The organism is Nocardioides sp. YIM 152588 (genome assembly GCF_040191335.1).
Taxonomy (GTDB): domain Bacteria; phylum Actinomycetota; class Actinomycetes; order Propionibacteriales; family Nocardioidaceae; genus Nocardioides.
This window is the reverse complement of sequence record NZ_JBEGDJ010000003.1, coordinates 149,833-165,594: the sequence shown is the minus strand read 5'-3', so window position 1 is coordinate 165,594 and position 15,762 is coordinate 149,833. Positions and strand designations below refer to the sequence as shown.

The 15,762-nt window shown below is 73.2% G+C and carries 16 protein-coding genes; 3 read left to right on the top strand and 13 right to left on the bottom strand.

Annotated features, from left to right (window positions below):
* Positions 1-152 precede the first annotated feature (152 nt).
* A complete protein-coding gene (locus ABLM29_RS03475; protein WP_349712427.1) occupies positions 153-317 on the top strand; it encodes a hypothetical protein in 165 nt (54 codons plus the stop codon).
* Positions 314-736: a DUF4439 domain-containing protein gene (locus ABLM29_RS03470; protein WP_349712426.1), complete on the top strand. Its 423-nt coding sequence runs from the start codon at positions 314-316 to the stop codon at positions 734-736. Before ABLM29_RS03475 ends, ABLM29_RS03470 begins: the two co-directional genes overlap by 4 nt.
* Positions 737-1,409: 673 nt before the next feature.
* Here ABLM29_RS03470 and ABLM29_RS03465 read toward each other — a convergent pair.
* The 10 genes from ABLM29_RS03465 to ABLM29_RS03420 all read right to left on the bottom strand — a co-directional run bounded on the left by ABLM29_RS03465 (position 1,410) and on the right by ABLM29_RS03420 (position 12,801).
* Positions 1,410-2,135, bottom strand: a complete 726-nt coding sequence (locus ABLM29_RS03465; protein WP_349712425.1) for an HAD family hydrolase — start codon at positions 2,133-2,135, stop codon at positions 1,410-1,412.
* Positions 2,132-3,637 carry a succinyl-CoA:acetate CoA-transferase ScpC gene (scpC, locus tag ABLM29_RS03460; RefSeq protein WP_349712424.1) on the bottom strand — a complete coding sequence of 502 codons (1,506 nt, stop codon included), beginning with the start codon at positions 3,635-3,637 and terminating at the stop codon, positions 2,132-2,134. The genes ABLM29_RS03465 and scpC overlap by 4 nt, the downstream gene beginning before the upstream one ends.
* A gap of 55 nt (positions 3,638-3,692) precedes the next feature.
* The gene (locus tag ABLM29_RS03455; RefSeq protein ID WP_349712423.1) at positions 3,693-5,480 is read right to left on the bottom strand and encodes a proline--tRNA ligase; all 1,788 of its coding nucleotides are present in this window, start codon (positions 5,478-5,480) and stop codon (positions 3,693-3,695) included.
* 66 nt (positions 5,481-5,546) lie between these two features.
* Positions 5,547-6,392: a GNAT family N-acetyltransferase gene (locus tag ABLM29_RS03450; protein ID WP_349712422.1), complete on the bottom strand. Its 846-nt coding sequence runs from the start codon at positions 6,390-6,392 to the stop codon at positions 5,547-5,549.
* Between the two features lie 95 nt (positions 6,393-6,487).
* Positions 6,488-7,645, bottom strand: coding sequence for a flavodoxin-dependent (E)-4-hydroxy-3-methylbut-2-enyl-diphosphate synthase (ispG, locus tag ABLM29_RS03445; RefSeq protein ID WP_349712421.1), 1,158 nt, complete (start codon positions 7,643-7,645; stop codon positions 6,488-6,490).
* Between the two features lie 80 nt (positions 7,646-7,725).
* Positions 7,726-9,096 carry a M50 family metallopeptidase gene (locus tag ABLM29_RS03440; protein ID WP_349712419.1) on the bottom strand — a complete coding sequence of 457 codons (1,371 nt, stop codon included), beginning with the start codon at positions 9,094-9,096 and terminating at the stop codon, positions 7,726-7,728.
* A gap of 8 nt (positions 9,097-9,104) precedes the next feature.
* Positions 9,105-10,205 (bottom strand): 1-deoxy-D-xylulose-5-phosphate reductoisomerase, encoded by a 1,101-nt coding sequence (locus ABLM29_RS03435; protein ID WP_349712418.1) that lies wholly within the window; start codon positions 10,203-10,205, stop codon positions 9,105-9,107.
* 12 nt (positions 10,206-10,217) lie between these two features.
* Positions 10,218-10,631: an MmcQ/YjbR family DNA-binding protein gene (locus tag ABLM29_RS03430; protein WP_349712416.1), complete on the bottom strand. Its 414-nt coding sequence runs from the start codon at positions 10,629-10,631 to the stop codon at positions 10,218-10,220.
* A 36-nt stretch (positions 10,632-10,667) separates the two neighbouring features.
* The gene (meaB, locus tag ABLM29_RS03425; RefSeq protein WP_349712415.1) at positions 10,668-11,615 is read right to left on the bottom strand and encodes a methylmalonyl Co-A mutase-associated GTPase MeaB; all 948 of its coding nucleotides are present in this window, start codon (positions 11,613-11,615) and stop codon (positions 10,668-10,670) included.
* Positions 11,599-12,801 carry an acetyl-CoA C-acetyltransferase gene (locus tag ABLM29_RS03420; RefSeq protein ID WP_349712414.1) on the bottom strand — a complete coding sequence of 401 codons (1,203 nt, stop codon included), beginning with the start codon at positions 12,799-12,801 and terminating at the stop codon, positions 11,599-11,601. Before ABLM29_RS03420 ends, meaB begins: the two co-directional genes overlap by 17 nt.
* Before the next feature lie 166 nt (positions 12,802-12,967).
* On the opposite strand from ABLM29_RS03420, the gene mce reads away from it, so the two are divergent.
* Positions 12,968-13,417: a methylmalonyl-CoA epimerase gene (gene mce, locus ABLM29_RS03415; protein WP_349712412.1), complete on the top strand. Its 450-nt coding sequence runs from the start codon at positions 12,968-12,970 to the stop codon at positions 13,415-13,417.
* 22 nt (positions 13,418-13,439) lie between these two features.
* Here mce and ABLM29_RS03410 read toward each other — a convergent pair whose 3' ends face one another.
* The 3 genes from ABLM29_RS03410 to ABLM29_RS03400 are packed head-to-tail and all read right to left on the bottom strand — an operon-like array spanning position 13,440 to position 15,672.
* Positions 13,440-14,291: a 5-oxoprolinase subunit C family protein gene (locus tag ABLM29_RS03410; RefSeq protein WP_349712410.1), complete on the bottom strand. Its 852-nt coding sequence runs from the start codon at positions 14,289-14,291 to the stop codon at positions 13,440-13,442.
* Positions 14,288-14,938 carry a 5-oxoprolinase subunit B family protein gene (locus ABLM29_RS03405; RefSeq protein ID WP_349712408.1) on the bottom strand — a complete coding sequence of 217 codons (651 nt, stop codon included), beginning with the start codon at positions 14,936-14,938 and terminating at the stop codon, positions 14,288-14,290. Before ABLM29_RS03405 ends, ABLM29_RS03410 begins: the two co-directional genes overlap by 4 nt.
* Entirely contained in the window at positions 14,935-15,672 is a 738-nt protein-coding gene (locus tag ABLM29_RS03400; protein WP_349712407.1) for a 5-oxoprolinase subunit PxpA, read from the bottom strand. The genes ABLM29_RS03405 and ABLM29_RS03400 overlap by 4 nt, the downstream gene beginning before the upstream one ends.
* Positions 15,673-15,762 lie beyond the last annotated feature (90 nt).

Genomic DNA, 15,762 nt, shown 5'->3' with positions numbered 1-15,762 from the left:
CAGGTCGGTGCGGTCAGCCTGGCCGGCGCCCCGTGGCTGCCGTGGTACGCGCTGCTGCTCGGCGCCCGGATCGGGTTCAACGCCGACCTGCACACGCTGCCGCCGGTCACCTCGCCGAGCTGGAGTGGGACGGGTCCGTCGACGAGGCCGAGGTGCCCCGCGGCGAGCGCCGGGCGCGGTCGACGCTGCTGGAGACCGAGGCGGCGCTGCGCGGCGACCTCGTCGAGGGCGCGCTGGACGCCGGCAGCGGGGCCCTGGCCCAGGTCCTCGCCTCGATGGCCACCGCGGTGGCGCAGCGCCTGGTGGTGCTCGGATGAGCGCCGACGCCACGCTGGAGGCGCTGCAGCGGACGCTGGCCGGCGAGCACGCGGCCGTCTTCGTCTACGGCGCCCTCGGCGCCCGCACGTCCCGCTCGGCCGCGCCCCTCGCCTACGCCCGGATCACCGACGCCTACCTGGTCCACCAGGAGCGCCGGGACGCCCTGCTCGCGATGATCGACGCCGCAGGCGGTACGCCGGAGGCGCCCGAGCCGGGCTACCGGCTCGGCGACCTGGGGGACGCCGCGGCGATCGACGCCCGCGCCCGCGAGCTGGAGCAGGCCGCCGCGGCGAGCTACGCGTTCCTCGTCGCCAACAGCACCGAGCGCACCCGCCGCTGGGCGATCGACGCGCTGCTCGACGCGGGCGTGCGGAGCCTGGAGTTCGGCGGCCGGCCGCAGACGCTGCCCGGCCTCTGAGGCGAACGGGTCTCGACGGCCTCGACCAGCCGGAGCAGGTGGTTTCGAGGCTCGCTTCGCCCGCACCCCGACCACCGGCGGGAACGGTGGTTTCGAGGCTCGCTTCGCTCGCACCCCGACCACCGGCAGGAAGGGTGGTCGTCGCGCAGGTGGTTTCGAGGCTCGCTTCGCTCGCACCTCAACCACCGGCGCCAGCCACCGGCGGCGACCATAGAACTGACGGCTGCGAGCGCGGGGAACGCGCAGCGAGAGCCGGGAGGGAGCGCAGCGACCGGACGGCGCGAGCGAAGCTTCGCCGCGCGCAGCCGCCGCAGGCCGCCAGACCACCTCGACCACCGCGGCGGCCAACTGCGAGGCCGGCAGCGCGGCGGAGCGAAGCGGAGACGCGCTCGGCCCCAAAAACTCTGATGGCCCGCGATCTTCCTTCGGAAAGCTCCCGAGATGCTTTCCGAAGTTGGAGTCGCGGGCCATCAGTGACCGGGGACAGCGGTCTCATTCGTCAACGAGGAGGTGGGGCTCACCGTCTGACATGCACGATCTTGCAACACGAGAGGCCTCCGCGTCGCGTCAGCGCGATCCTCATAAATCTGCACTGCAGGAACCTGCAGTCGATTGCACAATCCTGCAATCCGGGCCGCCGAGTGGGGCCGCACGATCGCCGGTGGGACGTACGTCACCACCAACTGGAGACAATAGCCGGAATCTCGGCCAGACGGTGGGCGATCCCATCCGGAGATCCCTCAGAATGACCACGCTGGTCGTCGGGGATGGTGCTGTGCGGGACGTGGATCGCGCGCATCCCGACCTGCTGGGCACCCCACACGTCGTCGTACAGGCGGTCGCCGACGTAGACGCAGCGCGCGGGGTCGACGCCGCCGACGGCCTCGCAGGCGGCCTCGAACGCCCGCGGCGACGGCTTCGTCCAGGGGATCTCACTGGTATAGACGTCCCCGTCGATGAGGTCCGCGACGCCGTCGCGCTCGAAGAAGCCGACGTGCCACTCCCGCGGCCAGATCGTGTTGGAGAGGACGCCGACCCGGATCCCCTCGCCGCGCAGCCACTCGAAGAGCGGGCGGACGTCGGGGTCGGTCTCGGTGTGCGGCAGCCAGAACTCGTAGTAGGCCTCGAGCAGCGCCGCGTCGTGGTCCAGGCCCGCCTCGTCGAAGAGGTCGGCGATCGTCGCGCTGCGCTGCTCGTCCCGGCTGCGGGCCCAGATCGCGGAGCCCGCCCGGTGGAGCCTCGCCGCGTTCGCGTGGTGGTCGTCGTCCCGGGTCGGGGTCCGCACCACCGCCTGGGCGAGCGCCAGGGACTCGGCGTGGAAGTCGACGTCGTGCCACCGGGTGAGCGTGCCGCCCCAGTCGAAGACGACGGCCTCGATGCCGCTCCCCCGGGAGCTCACATCCGGCCTTCCTGCAGGTAGCGGACGTGCCAGCCGAGGGCCTCGTCGAGCAGGTGCGGGGTGTGCCGGGCGTGGGGCCGGGCGGCGCGGGCGCGGGCCACGTAGTCGTGCAGCGCGTCCTTGTAGTCCGGGTGGGCGCAGGCGTCGATGATGCGGCCGGCGCGCGCGTTGGGCGAGAGCCCGCGCAGGTCGGCGATCCCCTGCTCGGTGACCAGCACGTGCACGTCGTGCTCGGTGTGGTCGACGTGGCTGACCATCGGCACGATCGACGAGATCGCCCCGGCCTTCGCGGTCGACGGCGAGACGAAGAAGTTCAGGTAGGCGTTGCGGGCGAAGTCGCCGCTGCCGCCGATCCCGTTCATGATCGAGGAGCCCATCACGTGGGTCGAGTTCACGTTGCCGTAGATGTCGGCCTCGATCATCCCGTTGATCGCGATCACCCCGAGGCGCCGGATGACCTCAGGGTGGTTGGAGATCTCCTCGCTGCGCAGCAGGATCTTGCCCTTGTAGGAGCCGAGGTTCTCCAGGAACCGCTGCTGGCCCTCCGGGGAGAGCCCGAACGAGGTGGCCGACAGCGAGCGCAGCTTGCCCGCGTCGAGCAGGTCCAGCAGTCCGTCCTGGATCACCTCGGTGTAGGAGGTCAGGTGCTCGAACTCCGCGTGCAGCAGACCCTCCATCACCGCGTTGGCGACGTTGCCCACCCCGGACTGGAGCGGCAGCAGGCGGGCCGGCAGGCGTCCCGCGTGCACCTCGTGGCGCAGGAAGTCGACCAGCGTCTCCGCCATCGCCCGCGACGCCTCGTCGGGCGCCGAGAGCGGCGTGTTGCGGTCGGGGGCGTTGGTCTCGACGACCGCGATCACCTTCGCCGGGTCGACCCGCAGGTACGGGTCGCCGATCCGCTGCAGCGGGTCGGTCAGCTGGATCGGGACCCGCTGCGGCGGGAGCTTCGTGCCGTAGTAGACGTCGTGGAAGCCCTCGAGGTCGCGCGGCAGCCACCGGTTGACCTCGAGGATCACCCGGTCCGCCACCTCGAGCCAGGTCTTGTTGTTGCCGACCGACGTGCCGGGCACCAGGAGCCCGTTGGGCAGGATCGCGGCGACCTCCACGATCGCCACGTCCAGCTTGCCGTAGAAGCCGAACCACGCCTGCTGGGCGGTGTGGGAGAGGTGGGCGTCGAGGTAGTCGACGGTGCCGTCGTTGATCAGCCGGCGCAGGTCCGGGTCGGAGTTGTAGGGCAGCCGGCGGTCCACGCCGTCGACGCGGGCCAGCTGGCCGTCCACCTCGGGACCGGTGGAGGCGCCCGACCAGATCCCCACCCGGAACGGCTCGCCACGGTCGTGGGCGGCGCGGATCCGCTCCGCCAGCGCCACCGGCACCGCCTTCGGGAAGCCGGCGCCGGTGAAGCCGCTGATCCCGAGCGCCTCGCCCGGTCGGATCAGGGACGCCGCCTCGTCGGCGGACATGACCTGCTCGCGGAGTATCGGACAGTCGATCCTCGCCATGGCTCGTCCCTCTCCCTCCGGCGGCGGCCCCGCCGCGGCTGTTGTCGGTCCCGGGTCAGTCCCGGACCAGGTCGATCAGGTGTCGCGCCGCCTCGCCCAGCGCGACCTCGGTCCGCTCGCCGGTACGGCGGTCCTTCACCTCGATCACGCCGTCGGCCACGCCGCGGCCGAAGGTGACGATGGTCGGCACGCCGATCAGCTCCGCGTCCTTGAACTTCACGCCCGGGCTGACCTTCGGGCGGTCGTCGAAGAGCACCTCGACGCCGGCGGCGGACACCTCCGCGACGAACGCCTCGGCCGCGTCGAAGACCGCCTGGTCCTTGCCGGTCGCCACCACGTGCAGGTCGTACGGCGCCACGTGGCGCGGCCAGCACAGGCCGATCTCGTCCAGGGTGTCCTCGGCGATGGCGGCGACCGCGCGGGTCACGCCGATGCCGTAGGAGCCCATGGTCACCGTGACCAGCTTGCCGTTCTCGTCGAGCACCTTGAGGTCCAGCGCGTCGGCGTACTTGCGGCCGAGCTGGAACACGTGGCCCATCTCGATGCCGCGGGCCGAGGCGAGCGTGCCGTCGTCGCCGCGCTCGGCGCAGCGCGGGCAGGCGTCGCCGTCGCGCACCTGGGCGGCCTCGATGGTGCCGTCGGGGGTGAAGTCGCGGCCGGCGACCAGGTCGAGCACGTGGCTGCCGGGCGTGTTCGCGCCGGTCACCCACGCGGTGCCGGTGACCACGCGCGGGTCGACCAGGTAGCGGATCCCGCTCTTGCCCTCCTCGCCGAGGACCTCGGGGCCGATGTAGCCCTTGACCAGCGCGGGGTGCTTGGCCAGCTCGTCGTCGTCCATCGGCTCGACCGCGATCGGCTCGAGCTGGCCCTCCAGGCGCTTGACGTCGACGTCGCGGTCGCCCGGCAGGCCGATCGCCAGCGGCTCGCGGGTGCCGTCGGGGTGCACCAGCACCACCATCACGTTCTTCAGGGTGTCCCCCGCCGCCCACGGGCGGTCCTCGCGCGGGTACACCGCGTTGAGGTGGTCCACCAGCGAGGCGATGGTCGGGGTGTCCGGGGTCGCCTCGGCGTGCGCGGCCGGCAGGGCGTCGTACGCCACCGCGGCCGGCGGGGAGACCTCGACGGCCTCCACGTTGGCCGCGTAGTCGCAGCGGGTGCAGCGGACGTAGGTGTCCTCGCCGACCTCGGCCTTGGCCAGGAACTCCTCCGAGGCCGAGCCGCCCATCGCGCCCGACGTCGCCTTCACGACGACGTAGTCGAAGCCGAGCCGGTCGAAGATCCTGATGTACGCCGCGCGGTGGGCCTGGTAGCTGGCCTCCAGCCCGGCGTCGTCGACGTCGAAGGAGTAGGAGTCCTTCATCACGAACTCGCGGCCGCGGAGCAGCCCGGCGCGGGGACGCGCCTCGTCGCGGTACTTGTTCTGGATCTGGTAGATCGACAGCGGCAGGTCCTTGTACGAGCCGTAGAGGTCCTTGACCAGGAGCGTGAACATCTCCTCGTGCGTGGGCCCGAGCAGGTAGTCGGCGTCCTTGCGGTCCTTCAGGCGGAAGATCCCGTCGCCGTACTCGGTCCAGCGGCCGGTGGCCTCGTAGGGCTCGCGCGGCAGCAGCGCGGGGAAGGTGACCTCCTGGGCGCCGATGGCGTCCATCTCGTCGCGGATGATCCCCTCGATCTTGCGCAGCACCTTCAGGCCCAGCGGCAGCCAGGTGTAGATGCCGGGCGCGGCGCGGCGGATGTAGCCGGCACGGACCAGGAGCTTGTGGCTCGGCACCTCGGCGTCCGCCGGGTCCTCCCGCAGGGTGCGCAGGAAGAGGGACGACATCCGGGCCACGCGTGCACTCATGACGGCAAGGTTAGGGGTTCGCCGGCGCCCACCGCGATCCGGCATCGGCACCGGTCCACCCCCGGCTCAGAACATGACGGTGGCGAAGCGCCGGGTCTCGACGAAGCCGGCCCGCTCGTAGGCGGCGCGGGCGGGCAGGTTCCAGTCGTTGACGTAGAGCGAGACCACCGGCGCGATCTGGGCCCGCACGTAGCGGACGACCGCCGCCATCCCGGCCGTGGCCAGCCCCTCGCCGCGGCGGTGCGGCGGCACCCAGACGCCCTGGATCTGGGCCGCGTGCTGGGTGGCGCAGGCGACCTCCGCCTTGAAGACGAGCTCGCCGTCGTCGTACCGGGCGAAGGAGAGGCCGCGCGCGACGAGCTGGGAGACCCGGGCGCGGTAGAGGTCCGCGGCGCCGCCCGCCTCGGGCGAGACGCCGACCTCCTCGGTGTACATCGCCACGCACGCCGGGTAGAGCAGGTCCATGTCGGAGCGGACCGAGAGCCGCACCGCCGGGTCGGGGGCCACGTCGGGGTCGCGGGCGATCTCCAGGTGGCGCTGGTCCCAGCGGATCTCGCGCGGCGAGCCCCAGTGCGGCGCGACCCGCTCCCAGAACGGCCGTACGGCGTCCTGGGGCCCGACGATCGTGGAGACGCTGCGGCGCCGGGTCAGCGCCCGGTCCGCGAACGCCACGGCGGCCTCGACGTCCGCGCCGATCGGCACCAGGTTGGCCGCGACGTGGCAGGCGGCGACCAGCTCGCCGTCCTCGAACCGGCCCCACATCTCGCCACCGAGCCAGCGTGGCTCCAGGTTGGTGGTGCGGGCCCGGTGCACGGCGAAGGCGTTGACCACCGGGTCGCGCTCGGCGAGGGCCAGGAACGCGCCCAGGTCCGCACCGGTCAGGGTGCGGACGCCGTGTCGGGTGATGAGCACAGCCGCAGCCTACGAGGTGCGGGCCGAGTCCGGGTGCACAGATTCCGTCGGCGGGACTGCGATTCGCTCCGCCGCCGCTCCGCAGACCGGCGGGGTCAGGAGACCGACACCTCGGCGCCGGCGCCCTCGACCGGCTCCATCGACTCGGCGATCTTCATCGCCTCCTCGATCAGGGTCTCCACGATCGCCGACTCGGGGACGGTCTTGATGACCTCGCCCTTGACGAAGATCTGGCCCTTGCCGTTGCCCGAGGCGACGCCCAGGTCGGCCTCGCGGGCCTCGCCGGGACCGTTGACGACGCAGCCCATGACGGCGACGCGCAGCGGCACCTCCAGGCCGTCCAGGCCGGCGGTGACCTTCTCCGCGAGGCTGTAGACGTCGACCTGGGCCCGGCCGCAGCTGGGGCAGGAGACGATCTCGAGGCGGCGGGGACGGAGGTTGAGGGACTCCAGGATCTGCAGGCCGACCTTGACCTCCTCGACCGGCGGAGCGGAGAGCGAGACCCGGATCGTGTCGCCGATGCCCTTGCTCAGCAGGGCGCCGAAGGCGACCGAGGACTTGATGGTGCCCTGGAAGGCGGGGCCGGCCTCGGTCACGCCGAGGTGCAGCGGCCAGTCGCCGGCCTCGGCGAGCAGCTCGTAGGCGCGCACCATGACGACGGGGTCGTTGTGCTTCACCGAGATCTTGAAGTCGTGGAAGCCGTGCTCCTCGAAGAGGCTGGCCTCCCAGACGGCGGACTCGACCAGCGCCTCGGGCGTGGCCTTGCCGTACTTCTCCATCAGGCGCTTGTCGAGCGACCCGGCGTTGACGCCGATCCGGATGGAGGTGCCGTGGTCCTTGGCGGCCTGGGCGATCTCCTTGACCTGGTCGTCGAACTTCTTGATGTTGCCCGGGTTGACGCGGACCGCGGCGCAGCCGGCCTCGATCGCGGCGAAGACGTACTTCGGCTGGAAGTGGATGTCGGCGATCACCGGGATCTGGCTGTGCTGGGCGATCTCGGAGAGCGCGGCGGCGTCGTCGGCGCTCGGGCAGGCCACCCGGACGATGTCGCAGCCGGCCGCGGTGAGCTCGGCGATCTGCTGCAGCGTGGCGTTGACGTCGGAGGTCAGCGTCGTGGTCATCGACTGCACCGAGATCGGGTGGTCGCTGCCCACCCCCACCTTGCCGACCTGGATCTGCCGCGTCTTGCGACGCGGGGCCAGCACCGGTGCTGGTGCGGCGGGCATCCCGAGGCTGATGGGGGTCGATGTCATGGCGCCCAGGGTAGTCGGGCGGCCTCGCCCATCACGACTTCGGGCTCACGACTTCGGGCTCACGACTTCGGGCTCAGGGCTCAGGACTCGAGGTGCACCGGGACCACGAGGTCCCCGACGATCAGCACGATGCCGAGAACCAGGATCGCCGAGGCGACCACGTAGGCGACCGGCAGCAGCTTGGCGGCGTCGACGTACCCCGGGTCCGGGCGGCGGCGCAGCCGGGCGATCCCGCGGCGGATGCCCTCCCACGCGGCGCTGGCGATGTGGCCGCCGTCCAGCGGCAGCAGCGGCACGAAGTTGAACATGCCGATGAAGAAGTTGAAGCCGGCGATGAGCAGCAACAGCGAGACCACCTTCGACTGCAGGTCGATCTCCGTGTGCGCCGCGGTCTCCCCGGCGAGGCGGCCGCCGCCGACGATGCTGACCGGACCGGCCGGGTCGCGCTCCTCCAGCCCGACGATGGCCTGGGCGACGTCCCAGACCTTGGCCGGGAGCGTGGCCAGGGACTTCACGACCTCGACGGTCATCGACCCCATCTGGTCGATCGTGTAGATCGGGCCGCCGGTGGTCGGGGTGGCGACCGGCCGCACGCCGAGGAAGCCGACCGGCTCGGGCTCGGTGTCGCCGACCTCCAGGAAGCGCGGGGTGACCGTGGTGGCGGTGTGCAGGGTGACCAGCTCGCCGTCGCGATCGACCACGACCGTGGCCTGCTCGTCGCCGTTGGCCCGGATCAGCGTCTGGAGCTGCTTCCAGTCGGTGACCTCGACCCCGTTGAAGGAGACGAACTCGTCGCCGACCTCGATGCCGGCCTCGTGGGCCGGCGCCGGGGAGCTCTTCAGCTCCTCGGCGGTGCAGGCGCGGCCGTCCTCGTCGGGCGGCACGATGCAGGCCTGGACCTCCGCCACGGTGGTCTCGATGTCGGGGTCCGCCGGGTTGCCGAACGTGGCGAAGACGCCGGTGAAGATCAGGAACGCGATGGCGATGTTGACCGTCGGGCCGCCCGCCATCACCACGATCTTCTTCCACGACGGCATCTTGTAGAAGAGCCGGTCGGCGTCCTCGGGCTGGATCAGCTCCCACTCCGCCGCGCGGGCGTCGGAGATCAGCTGGGTGAACATCCCCGTGTTGGACTTGCGCACGCGCACCTGGGTGACGGTGTTGCCCTGGGCGTCGAGGACCTCCTCGGTCTCCTCGACCAGCTGCTCCGCGCCCGGCGGCAGCATGCCGATGATCTTGACGTAGCCGCCCAGCGGGATCGCCTTGACGCCGTACTCGGTCTCGCCGACCCGCTTGGACCACACGGTCGGGCCGAACCCGATGAAGTACTGGGTCACCTTGCCGCCGAACCTCTTGGCCGGGATCAGGTGACCGAGCTCGTGCAGGCCGATGGAGGCGAGGATCGCGACCACGAAGACCACGACGCCGAGGAGGTAGAGCAGGGCGGTCATCGGTTCCTTCAGGTCGTGCGCTGGGTCAGCTCGAGGTGGCGTGCGGCCTCCTCGCGCGCCCACGCGTCGGCCGCGAGGACGTCGTCGATGGTGAGGCCGTCCTCCGAGGGTACGTCGTGCGCCCCCACGACGCCCGCCACCACGTCGACGATCCCGGTGAACGGCAGCCCGCCGCGCCGGAACGCGTCGACCGCGACCTCGTTGGCGGCGTTGTAGACGGCCGGCGCGGTGGCGCCGCGCGCGCCCGCCTCCCGGGCCAGCGCGACCGCGGGGAACGCCTCGTCGTCGAGCGGGAAGAACTCCCAGGTCTCGGCCCGGGTCCAGTCGACCGCGGGCGCCGCGTCGGGCACCCGGTCGGGCCAGGAGAGGCCGAGGGCGATCGGGATCAGCATCGTCGGCGGGCTGGCCTGCACCAGCGTCGAGCCGTCCACGAACTCCACCATCGAGTGCACGACGCTGGTCGGGTGCACCACGACCTCGATCCGGTCGTAGGGGATGCCGAAGAGCAGGTGCGCCTCGATCACCTCCAGCCCCTTGTTGACCAGGGTGGCGGAGTTGATCGTGATCACCGGACCCATGTCCCAGGTGGGGTGCGCCATCGCCTGCTCGGGGGTGACCGCGGCCAGGTCGGCGCGGCTGCGGCCGCGGAACGGGCCGCCGCTCGCGGTCAGCACCAGGCGTCGCACCTCGTCGGCGCGGCCGCCGCGCAGGCACTGCGCCAGCGCGCTGTGCTCGGAGTCCACCGGGACGATCTGGCCGGGCTTGGCGCGCTCCAGCACGAGCGGACCGCCCATCACCAGCGACTCCTTGTTGGCCAGCGCCAGCGTCCGGCCGGCGTCGAGCGCGGCCAGGGTGGGCCGCAGGCCGACGGCGCCCGTGATCCCGTTCAGCACCACGTCGCACGGCCGCCCGGCCGCCTCCACGCTGGCCTCCTCGCCGAGGCCGTGGAAGTCGGGGCGGAACTCGGCCACCTGCCGCTCGAACAGGTCCGGGTTGCTGCCGCCGGCGGTCAGCCCCACCACCCGGAACCTCTCCGGGTTGGCGCGGACCAGGTCGAGGGCCTGGGTGCCGATCGATCCGGTGGATCCGAGGATGACGACGTCTCTCACCCGGCCATCCTCTCAGCCCCGCTGCGGCCGCCCTCCCCCGGCGAGGAAGTCGGCCGCCAGGCGCTTCGGGGCCCGGTCCAGCCAGGCCTCGACGATCATCTCCTCGAGCTCGTCCAGGTCGATCGCGTCCAGCCGCACCAGCACCGCCGGGTAGCCGTCGAAGTGCGGGATCGTGAAGTAGACGTCCGGCTGCCCCTCGACCAGCGCCTCCTTCTCGCCGAGGTCCGGCACCCGGATCCCCGCGATCTCCCCCGTGGGCACCTGCTGGTCGAGCGACTCCAGGTCCGCGCGGTCCTTCTTGCCCAGCGGGCGCTCCCAGACGAAGCCCTTCTCCCGGACCCGGAACATCTGGTTGCCCCAGGAGGTCTTCTCGTCGGTCTCGGGCAGGGAGAGCGCGATGCGCCGTACGTCCTCGAGGGTCGCCATGGCCTCACCGTAGGACCCACTACCGACTCCGGAGCCTCAGAGCAACGTGTCGGCGGCGGCGTAGGGGTCCGACCGTCCCGCCGCGACGTCGGCGGCGAGGCCGTCGAGCTTGGCGCCGTCGCCGAGGTCGCCCCAGCGGGCCCGCATCGCGGTGAGCGCGATGGCCTCGATCTCGTCCCGCGCCCGGCGGGTACGGCGCCGGGCCAGCGTGCCGTCGTCGGCGGACCGGGCGTGGTGCTCGTCGAGGGCGTCGACCACCTCCGCGACGCCGGTCCCCTCGGTGGCGACCAGGCGCAGCACCGGCGGGCGCCAGGCGTCGGCGGCGCGCTCGGCGTGCGACAGCATGGTGCGCAGGTCGCGGCGTACCTTGTCGGCGCCGTCGCGGTCGGCCTTGTTGACCACGTAGACGTCGCCGATCTCGAGCAGCCCGGCCTTGGCGGCCTGGATCCCGTCGCCCATGCCGGGGGCGAGCAGCACCGCGGTGGTGTCGGCCAGCCGGGCGATCTCGACCTCGCTCTGCCCGACCCCGACGGTCTCGACCAGGACCACGTCGAACCCGCCCGCGTCCAGCACCCGCAGCGCCTGCGGCGTGGCCCAGGTGAGCCCGCCGAGGTGGCCGCGGGCCGCGGTGGAGCGGATGAAGACGTCCGGGTCCGTGGCGTGCTCGGACATCCGGATCCGGTCGCCGAGCAGCGCACCGCCGGAGAACGGCGAGGACGGGTCGACCGCCAGCACGCCGACGCGGCGGCCGCGGCGGCGGTACTCGCCGATCAGCGCGCTCGTCGAGGTCGACTTGCCGACGCCGGGAGCACCGGTCAGCCCGACCACCTGGGCCCGTCCGGCGTGGGGCGCCAGCGCGGCCATCGCCTCGCGCAGCAGCGGCGAGTCGTCCTCGACCAGCGAGATCAGACGACCGATCGCCCGGGCCTGCCCCTGGCAGGCCCGGGCGACGAGGTCGTCGACGGTGTCAGTTCGACGGGACACGCACGATCAGGGCGTCGCCCTGGCCACCGCCACCGCAGAGCGCGGCGGCACCGATGCCGCCACCGCGGCGCTTGAGCTCGAGGGCGAGGTGCAGCACGACCCGGGCGCCGGACATGCCGACCGGGTGGCCGAGCGCGATCGCGCCGCCGTTGACGTTGATCTTCTCCTCGGGGATCTCCAGCGCGCGGGCGGACTCGATGCCGACCGCGGCGAAGGCCTCGTTGAACTCGACCAGGTCGAGGTCGGCGGGCGTGATGCCCTCCTTGGCGCAGGCCTTCGCGGTGGCGTTGGCCGGCTGCATCTGGAGGCTGCTGTCCGGGCCGGCGACCATGCCGTGGGCGCCGATCTCGGCGAGGTACTCCAGGCCCAGCTCCTCGGCCTTGGCCTTGCTCATCACGACCACGGCGCAGGCGCCGTCGGAGATCTGGGAGGCGGAGCCGGCGGTGATCGTGCCGGACTTCGAGAACGCCGGGGGCAGCTTGCCCAGCGACTCGGCGGTGGTGTCGCCGCGCACGCCCTCGTCGGAGGAGACCACGATCGGCTCGCCGCGGCGCTGCGGGATCGTCACCGGGACGACCTCGTCGTCGAAGACGCCGTTCTTCCAGGCGGCGGCGGCCTTCTGGTGCGAGGCGGCGGCGAACTCGTCCTGCTCCTCGCGGCTGAGCTGGGTGCCCTCGGCGTTGATCTGCTCGGTCAGGCCGCCCATCGCCTGCTGCGTGGCCTGGTCGTAGAGCGCGTCGTAGGCCATGGAGTCGACCAGCTTCACGTCGCCGAACTTGAAGCCCTCGCGGGACTTGGGCAGGACGTGCGGGGCGTTGGTCATCGACTCCATGCCGCCGGCCACGATGATGTCCGCCTCGCCGGCGCGGATCATCTGGTCCGCGGTGGCGATGGAGTTGAGGCCCGACAGGCACACCTTGTTGATGGTGATCGAGGGCAGGCTCAGCGGCAGCCCCGCGGCGATGCCGGCGGTGCGGGCGGGGTTCTGCCCGGCGCCCGCGAGGATGACCTGGCCCATGATCAGGTAGTCGACCTGGTCGCCGCTCACGCCGGCCTTCTCCAGCGCGCCCTTGATCGCCACGCCGCCGAGCTCGGCAGCGGAGAGGCTCTTGAGGCCGCCGAGCAGGCGGCCGATCGGGGTGCGGGCGCCGGCGACGATGACGCTCGGGTTGGCGGACTGGGACATGGTGCCTCCGTGAGTTCGTGGACATCTGCGGGGCCGCATGGGAGCCCCACGCGGGCGGCCCGTCCTCCTCGGCAGACTACTCGCCGGTAGCCAGGCCCGTGGAGGGCGTCCACGCCCAAACGAGGTGAGGCGCTGATCACACTCCCCTGCCTGCACAATAGTCGCCATGAGTCTGACCGATGACCTGCCCGAGCAGCTGTTCACCGCCATCGACCACGTCGGCATCGCCGTGCCCGACCTGGACGCGGCGATCGCGTTCTACCGCGACACCTTCGGGATGGTCGCCGTGCACGAGGAGACCAACGAGGAGCAGGGGGTCCGCGAGGCGATGGTCGCCGTCGGCGACTCCGGCTCCTGCATCCAGCTGCTCGCCCCGCTGAACGAGGACTCCACGATCGCCAAGTTCCTGGACCGCTCCGGCCCGGGCGTGCAGCAGATGGCCTACCGGGTGACCGACCTCGACCACGTCTCCTCGGTCCTGCGCGAGCGCGGCGTGCGCCTGCTCTACCCCGAGCCCAAGCGCGGCACCGCGGACAGCCGGATCAACTTCGTCCACCCCAAGGACGCCGGCGGCGTGCTGGTGGAGCTCGTCGAGCCCTCCGCCGCCCCCCACTGACCCACCCCGGTGGCCATCGGTGTCAGGCCCAGCGGAAGCGCACCTCGTCGCCCGGCCGGACCTGCGCGAGCCGGTCGACGTCCGCGTCCAGCACCACCCCGATCACCGGGTAGCCCCCGGTGACGGGGTGGTCGGGGCCGAAGACCACCGGCCGCCCGTCCGGCGGGATCTGCACGGCGCCGCGCAGCGCGCCCTCGCTGGGCAGCTCACCGCGACCCGGCACGGCCTCGAACGCCGGCCCCGCCAGGCGCACCCCGATCCGGTCGCTCTCGGGGGCGACCCGCCACGGGCCGCGCACCAGCGCCCCGGCGTCGCGGACCCAGTCCGCCCGCGGCCCCGGCACCACCCGCAGCACCGGCACGTCGTCGTACGCCGCCGGCGGGACGGCGTCGACCAGCATCGCGCCACCGGGCACCGGCCCGACCGCGAGCCGGTCCCCCACGCCGACCGGCGCCGGGCCGAGGCCCGAGAGCGTGTCGTGCGCCGCCGAGCCCAGGACCGCGGCGACGTCGAGGCCGCCGCGCACGGCGAGGTAGCTGCGCAGCCCCGAGGCCGGCGACCCGAGCCGCAGCCGCTGCCCGGCCCGCAGCGCCAGCACGGCGCCGGTCGGCTCGGCGCGGCCGCCGCGGTCGACCGCGACCGGCGCCCCGGTCACGCTCACCCAGCACGTGCCGACCGCCTCCACCTCCAGCCCGCCGAGCACGACCTCCAGCGCGGCGGCGCCCGGCTCGTTGCCCAGCAGCCGGTTCGCGAGCCCGTACGACGCCCGGTCGGCCGCGCCGCTGCGCCCGACGCCGACGCCGGCCAGCCCGGCGCGGCCAGCGTCGGTGACCAGGCAGGGCCCGCCCAGCGCGCGGACGACCAGCGCGCTCACCGCCCCGCCTCCCGGAACCGCACCACCGCGCCGGGGAGCAGCAGCGCGGGCGGCTCCCGGTCGGCGTCCCAGAGGGTCAGGTCGGTGCGGCCGATCAGCTGCCAGCCGCCCGGCGAGGAGCGCGGGTAGACGCCGCTGAACTCCCCCGCGAGCCCCACCGAGCCGGCCGGCACCGCGGTCCGCGGGGTGGCCCGGCGGGGCACCCGCAGCCGGGGGTCGCCGCCGACCAGGTAGGCGAAGCCGGGCGCGAAGCCACCGAACGCGACCCGCCAGGCGGCGCCGGTGTGCGCGGCGACCACGCCGGCCTCGTCGAGCCCCGTCAGGGCGGCCACCTCGGCGAGGTCGGCGCCGTCGTACCGGACCGGGATCTCGACCTCCGGCGGCGCCGGACCGGGCGGCGGTCCGGGTTCCGCCCCGAGGCCCGCGCCGGAGAGCAGGGCGGGCACGAGCGACCGCAGCCGCTCGGGGTCGATGCCCGACCGGGCGACCAGCAGCACGGTCCGCGCCCCGGGCACCAGGTCCTCGACCAGCTCCTCGAGGCGACCTCCCCCGGCGCGCAGCGCGTCGACGCAGGCGAGCACAGCGGCGGTGTCGGCGACCTCCAGCAGCAGCCCGCGGTCGCCGTAGGGCAGGACGCGCACGCTCATGCGAACGGCGCCACCGTCAGCCCGGCCTCGGCGAGCGCGGCGCGGACCGCGGCGGCGAGCGCGGGGGCGCCCGGGGAGTCGCCGTGGATGCAGAGGGAGGCGACCTCGCCGGCCTCGACCAGCGCGAGCGCCTGCTCGGCGACCTGCCGGGGCGAGGTCAGCACGGCGCCGGGCTCGGAGCGGGGCACCAGTCGACCGTCGGAGCCGTAGGCGCGGTCCGCGAAGCCCTCCGCGACCACCGGCAGCCCGGCCGCGGCGGCCCGCTCGAGCAGCACGGACCCGGGGAAGCCGAGGATCGGCACGCGCCCGAAGTCCAGCACGGCGGCGACCACGGCATCCGCCTGCTCCGGGTGGGTGGTGACGGCGTGGTAGAGCGCGCCGTGGGGCTTGAGGTAGGCGACCTTGGACCCCGCGGCCCGGGCGAGCGCGTCCAGCGCGCCGAGCTGGTAGAGCACGTCGGCGGCGAGGTCCTCGGGCGAGACGTCGATGAAGCGGCGGCCGAAGCCGGCGAGGTCGTTGTAGCCGACCTGGGCCCCGACGCTGACCCCGAGCCGGGCGGCCACGGCGACGGTGCGGCGCAGCGTCGCCGGGTCGCCCGCGTGGAAGCCGCACGCGACGTTCGCGCTGGTCAGGTGCGGCAGCAGGCGCTCGTCGTCGCCGAGCTCCCACCGGCCGAAGGACTCCCCCACGTCGGCGTTGAGGTCGACCGGCCGGGCCTCATCGGAACCGTCCACGTCGCGGGCACCGCCTCTCCTCGGGGTCACCGAATCTATGGTGACCCATGTCACAACACGTCGAACAATGAGACGCCCGTCACGATCCGC

Bases quoted from the DNA above. Each gene is read 5' to 3' on its own strand.
- ABLM29_RS03405 (WP_349712408.1), bottom strand. From the start codon at position 14,938: ATGAGCGTGCGCGTCCTGCCCTACGGCGACCGCGGGCTGCTGCTGGAG.
- ABLM29_RS03420 (WP_349712414.1), bottom strand. From the start codon at position 12,801: ATGTCCCAGTCCGCCAACCCGAGCGTCATCGTCGCCGGCGCCCGCACC.
- scpC (WP_349712424.1), bottom strand. From the start codon at position 3,637: ATGGCGAGGATCGACTGTCCGATACTCCGCGAGCAGGTCATGTCCGCC.
- ABLM29_RS03440 (WP_349712419.1), bottom strand. From the start codon at position 9,096: ATGACCGCCCTGCTCTACCTCCTCGGCGTCGTGGTCTTCGTGGTCGCG.
- ABLM29_RS03470 (WP_349712426.1), top strand. From the start codon at position 314: ATGAGCGCCGACGCCACGCTGGAGGCGCTGCAGCGGACGCTGGCCGGC.
- ABLM29_RS03430 (WP_349712416.1), bottom strand. From the start codon at position 10,631: ATGGCGACCCTCGAGGACGTACGGCGCATCGCGCTCTCCCTGCCCGAG.
- ispG (WP_349712421.1), bottom strand. From the start codon at position 7,645: ATGACATCGACCCCCATCAGCCTCGGGATGCCCGCCGCACCAGCACCG.
- mce (WP_349712412.1), top strand. From the start codon at position 12,968: ATGAGTCTGACCGATGACCTGCCCGAGCAGCTGTTCACCGCCATCGAC.
- ABLM29_RS03455 (WP_349712423.1), bottom strand. From the start codon at position 5,480: ATGAGTGCACGCGTGGCCCGGATGTCGTCCCTCTTCCTGCGCACCCTG.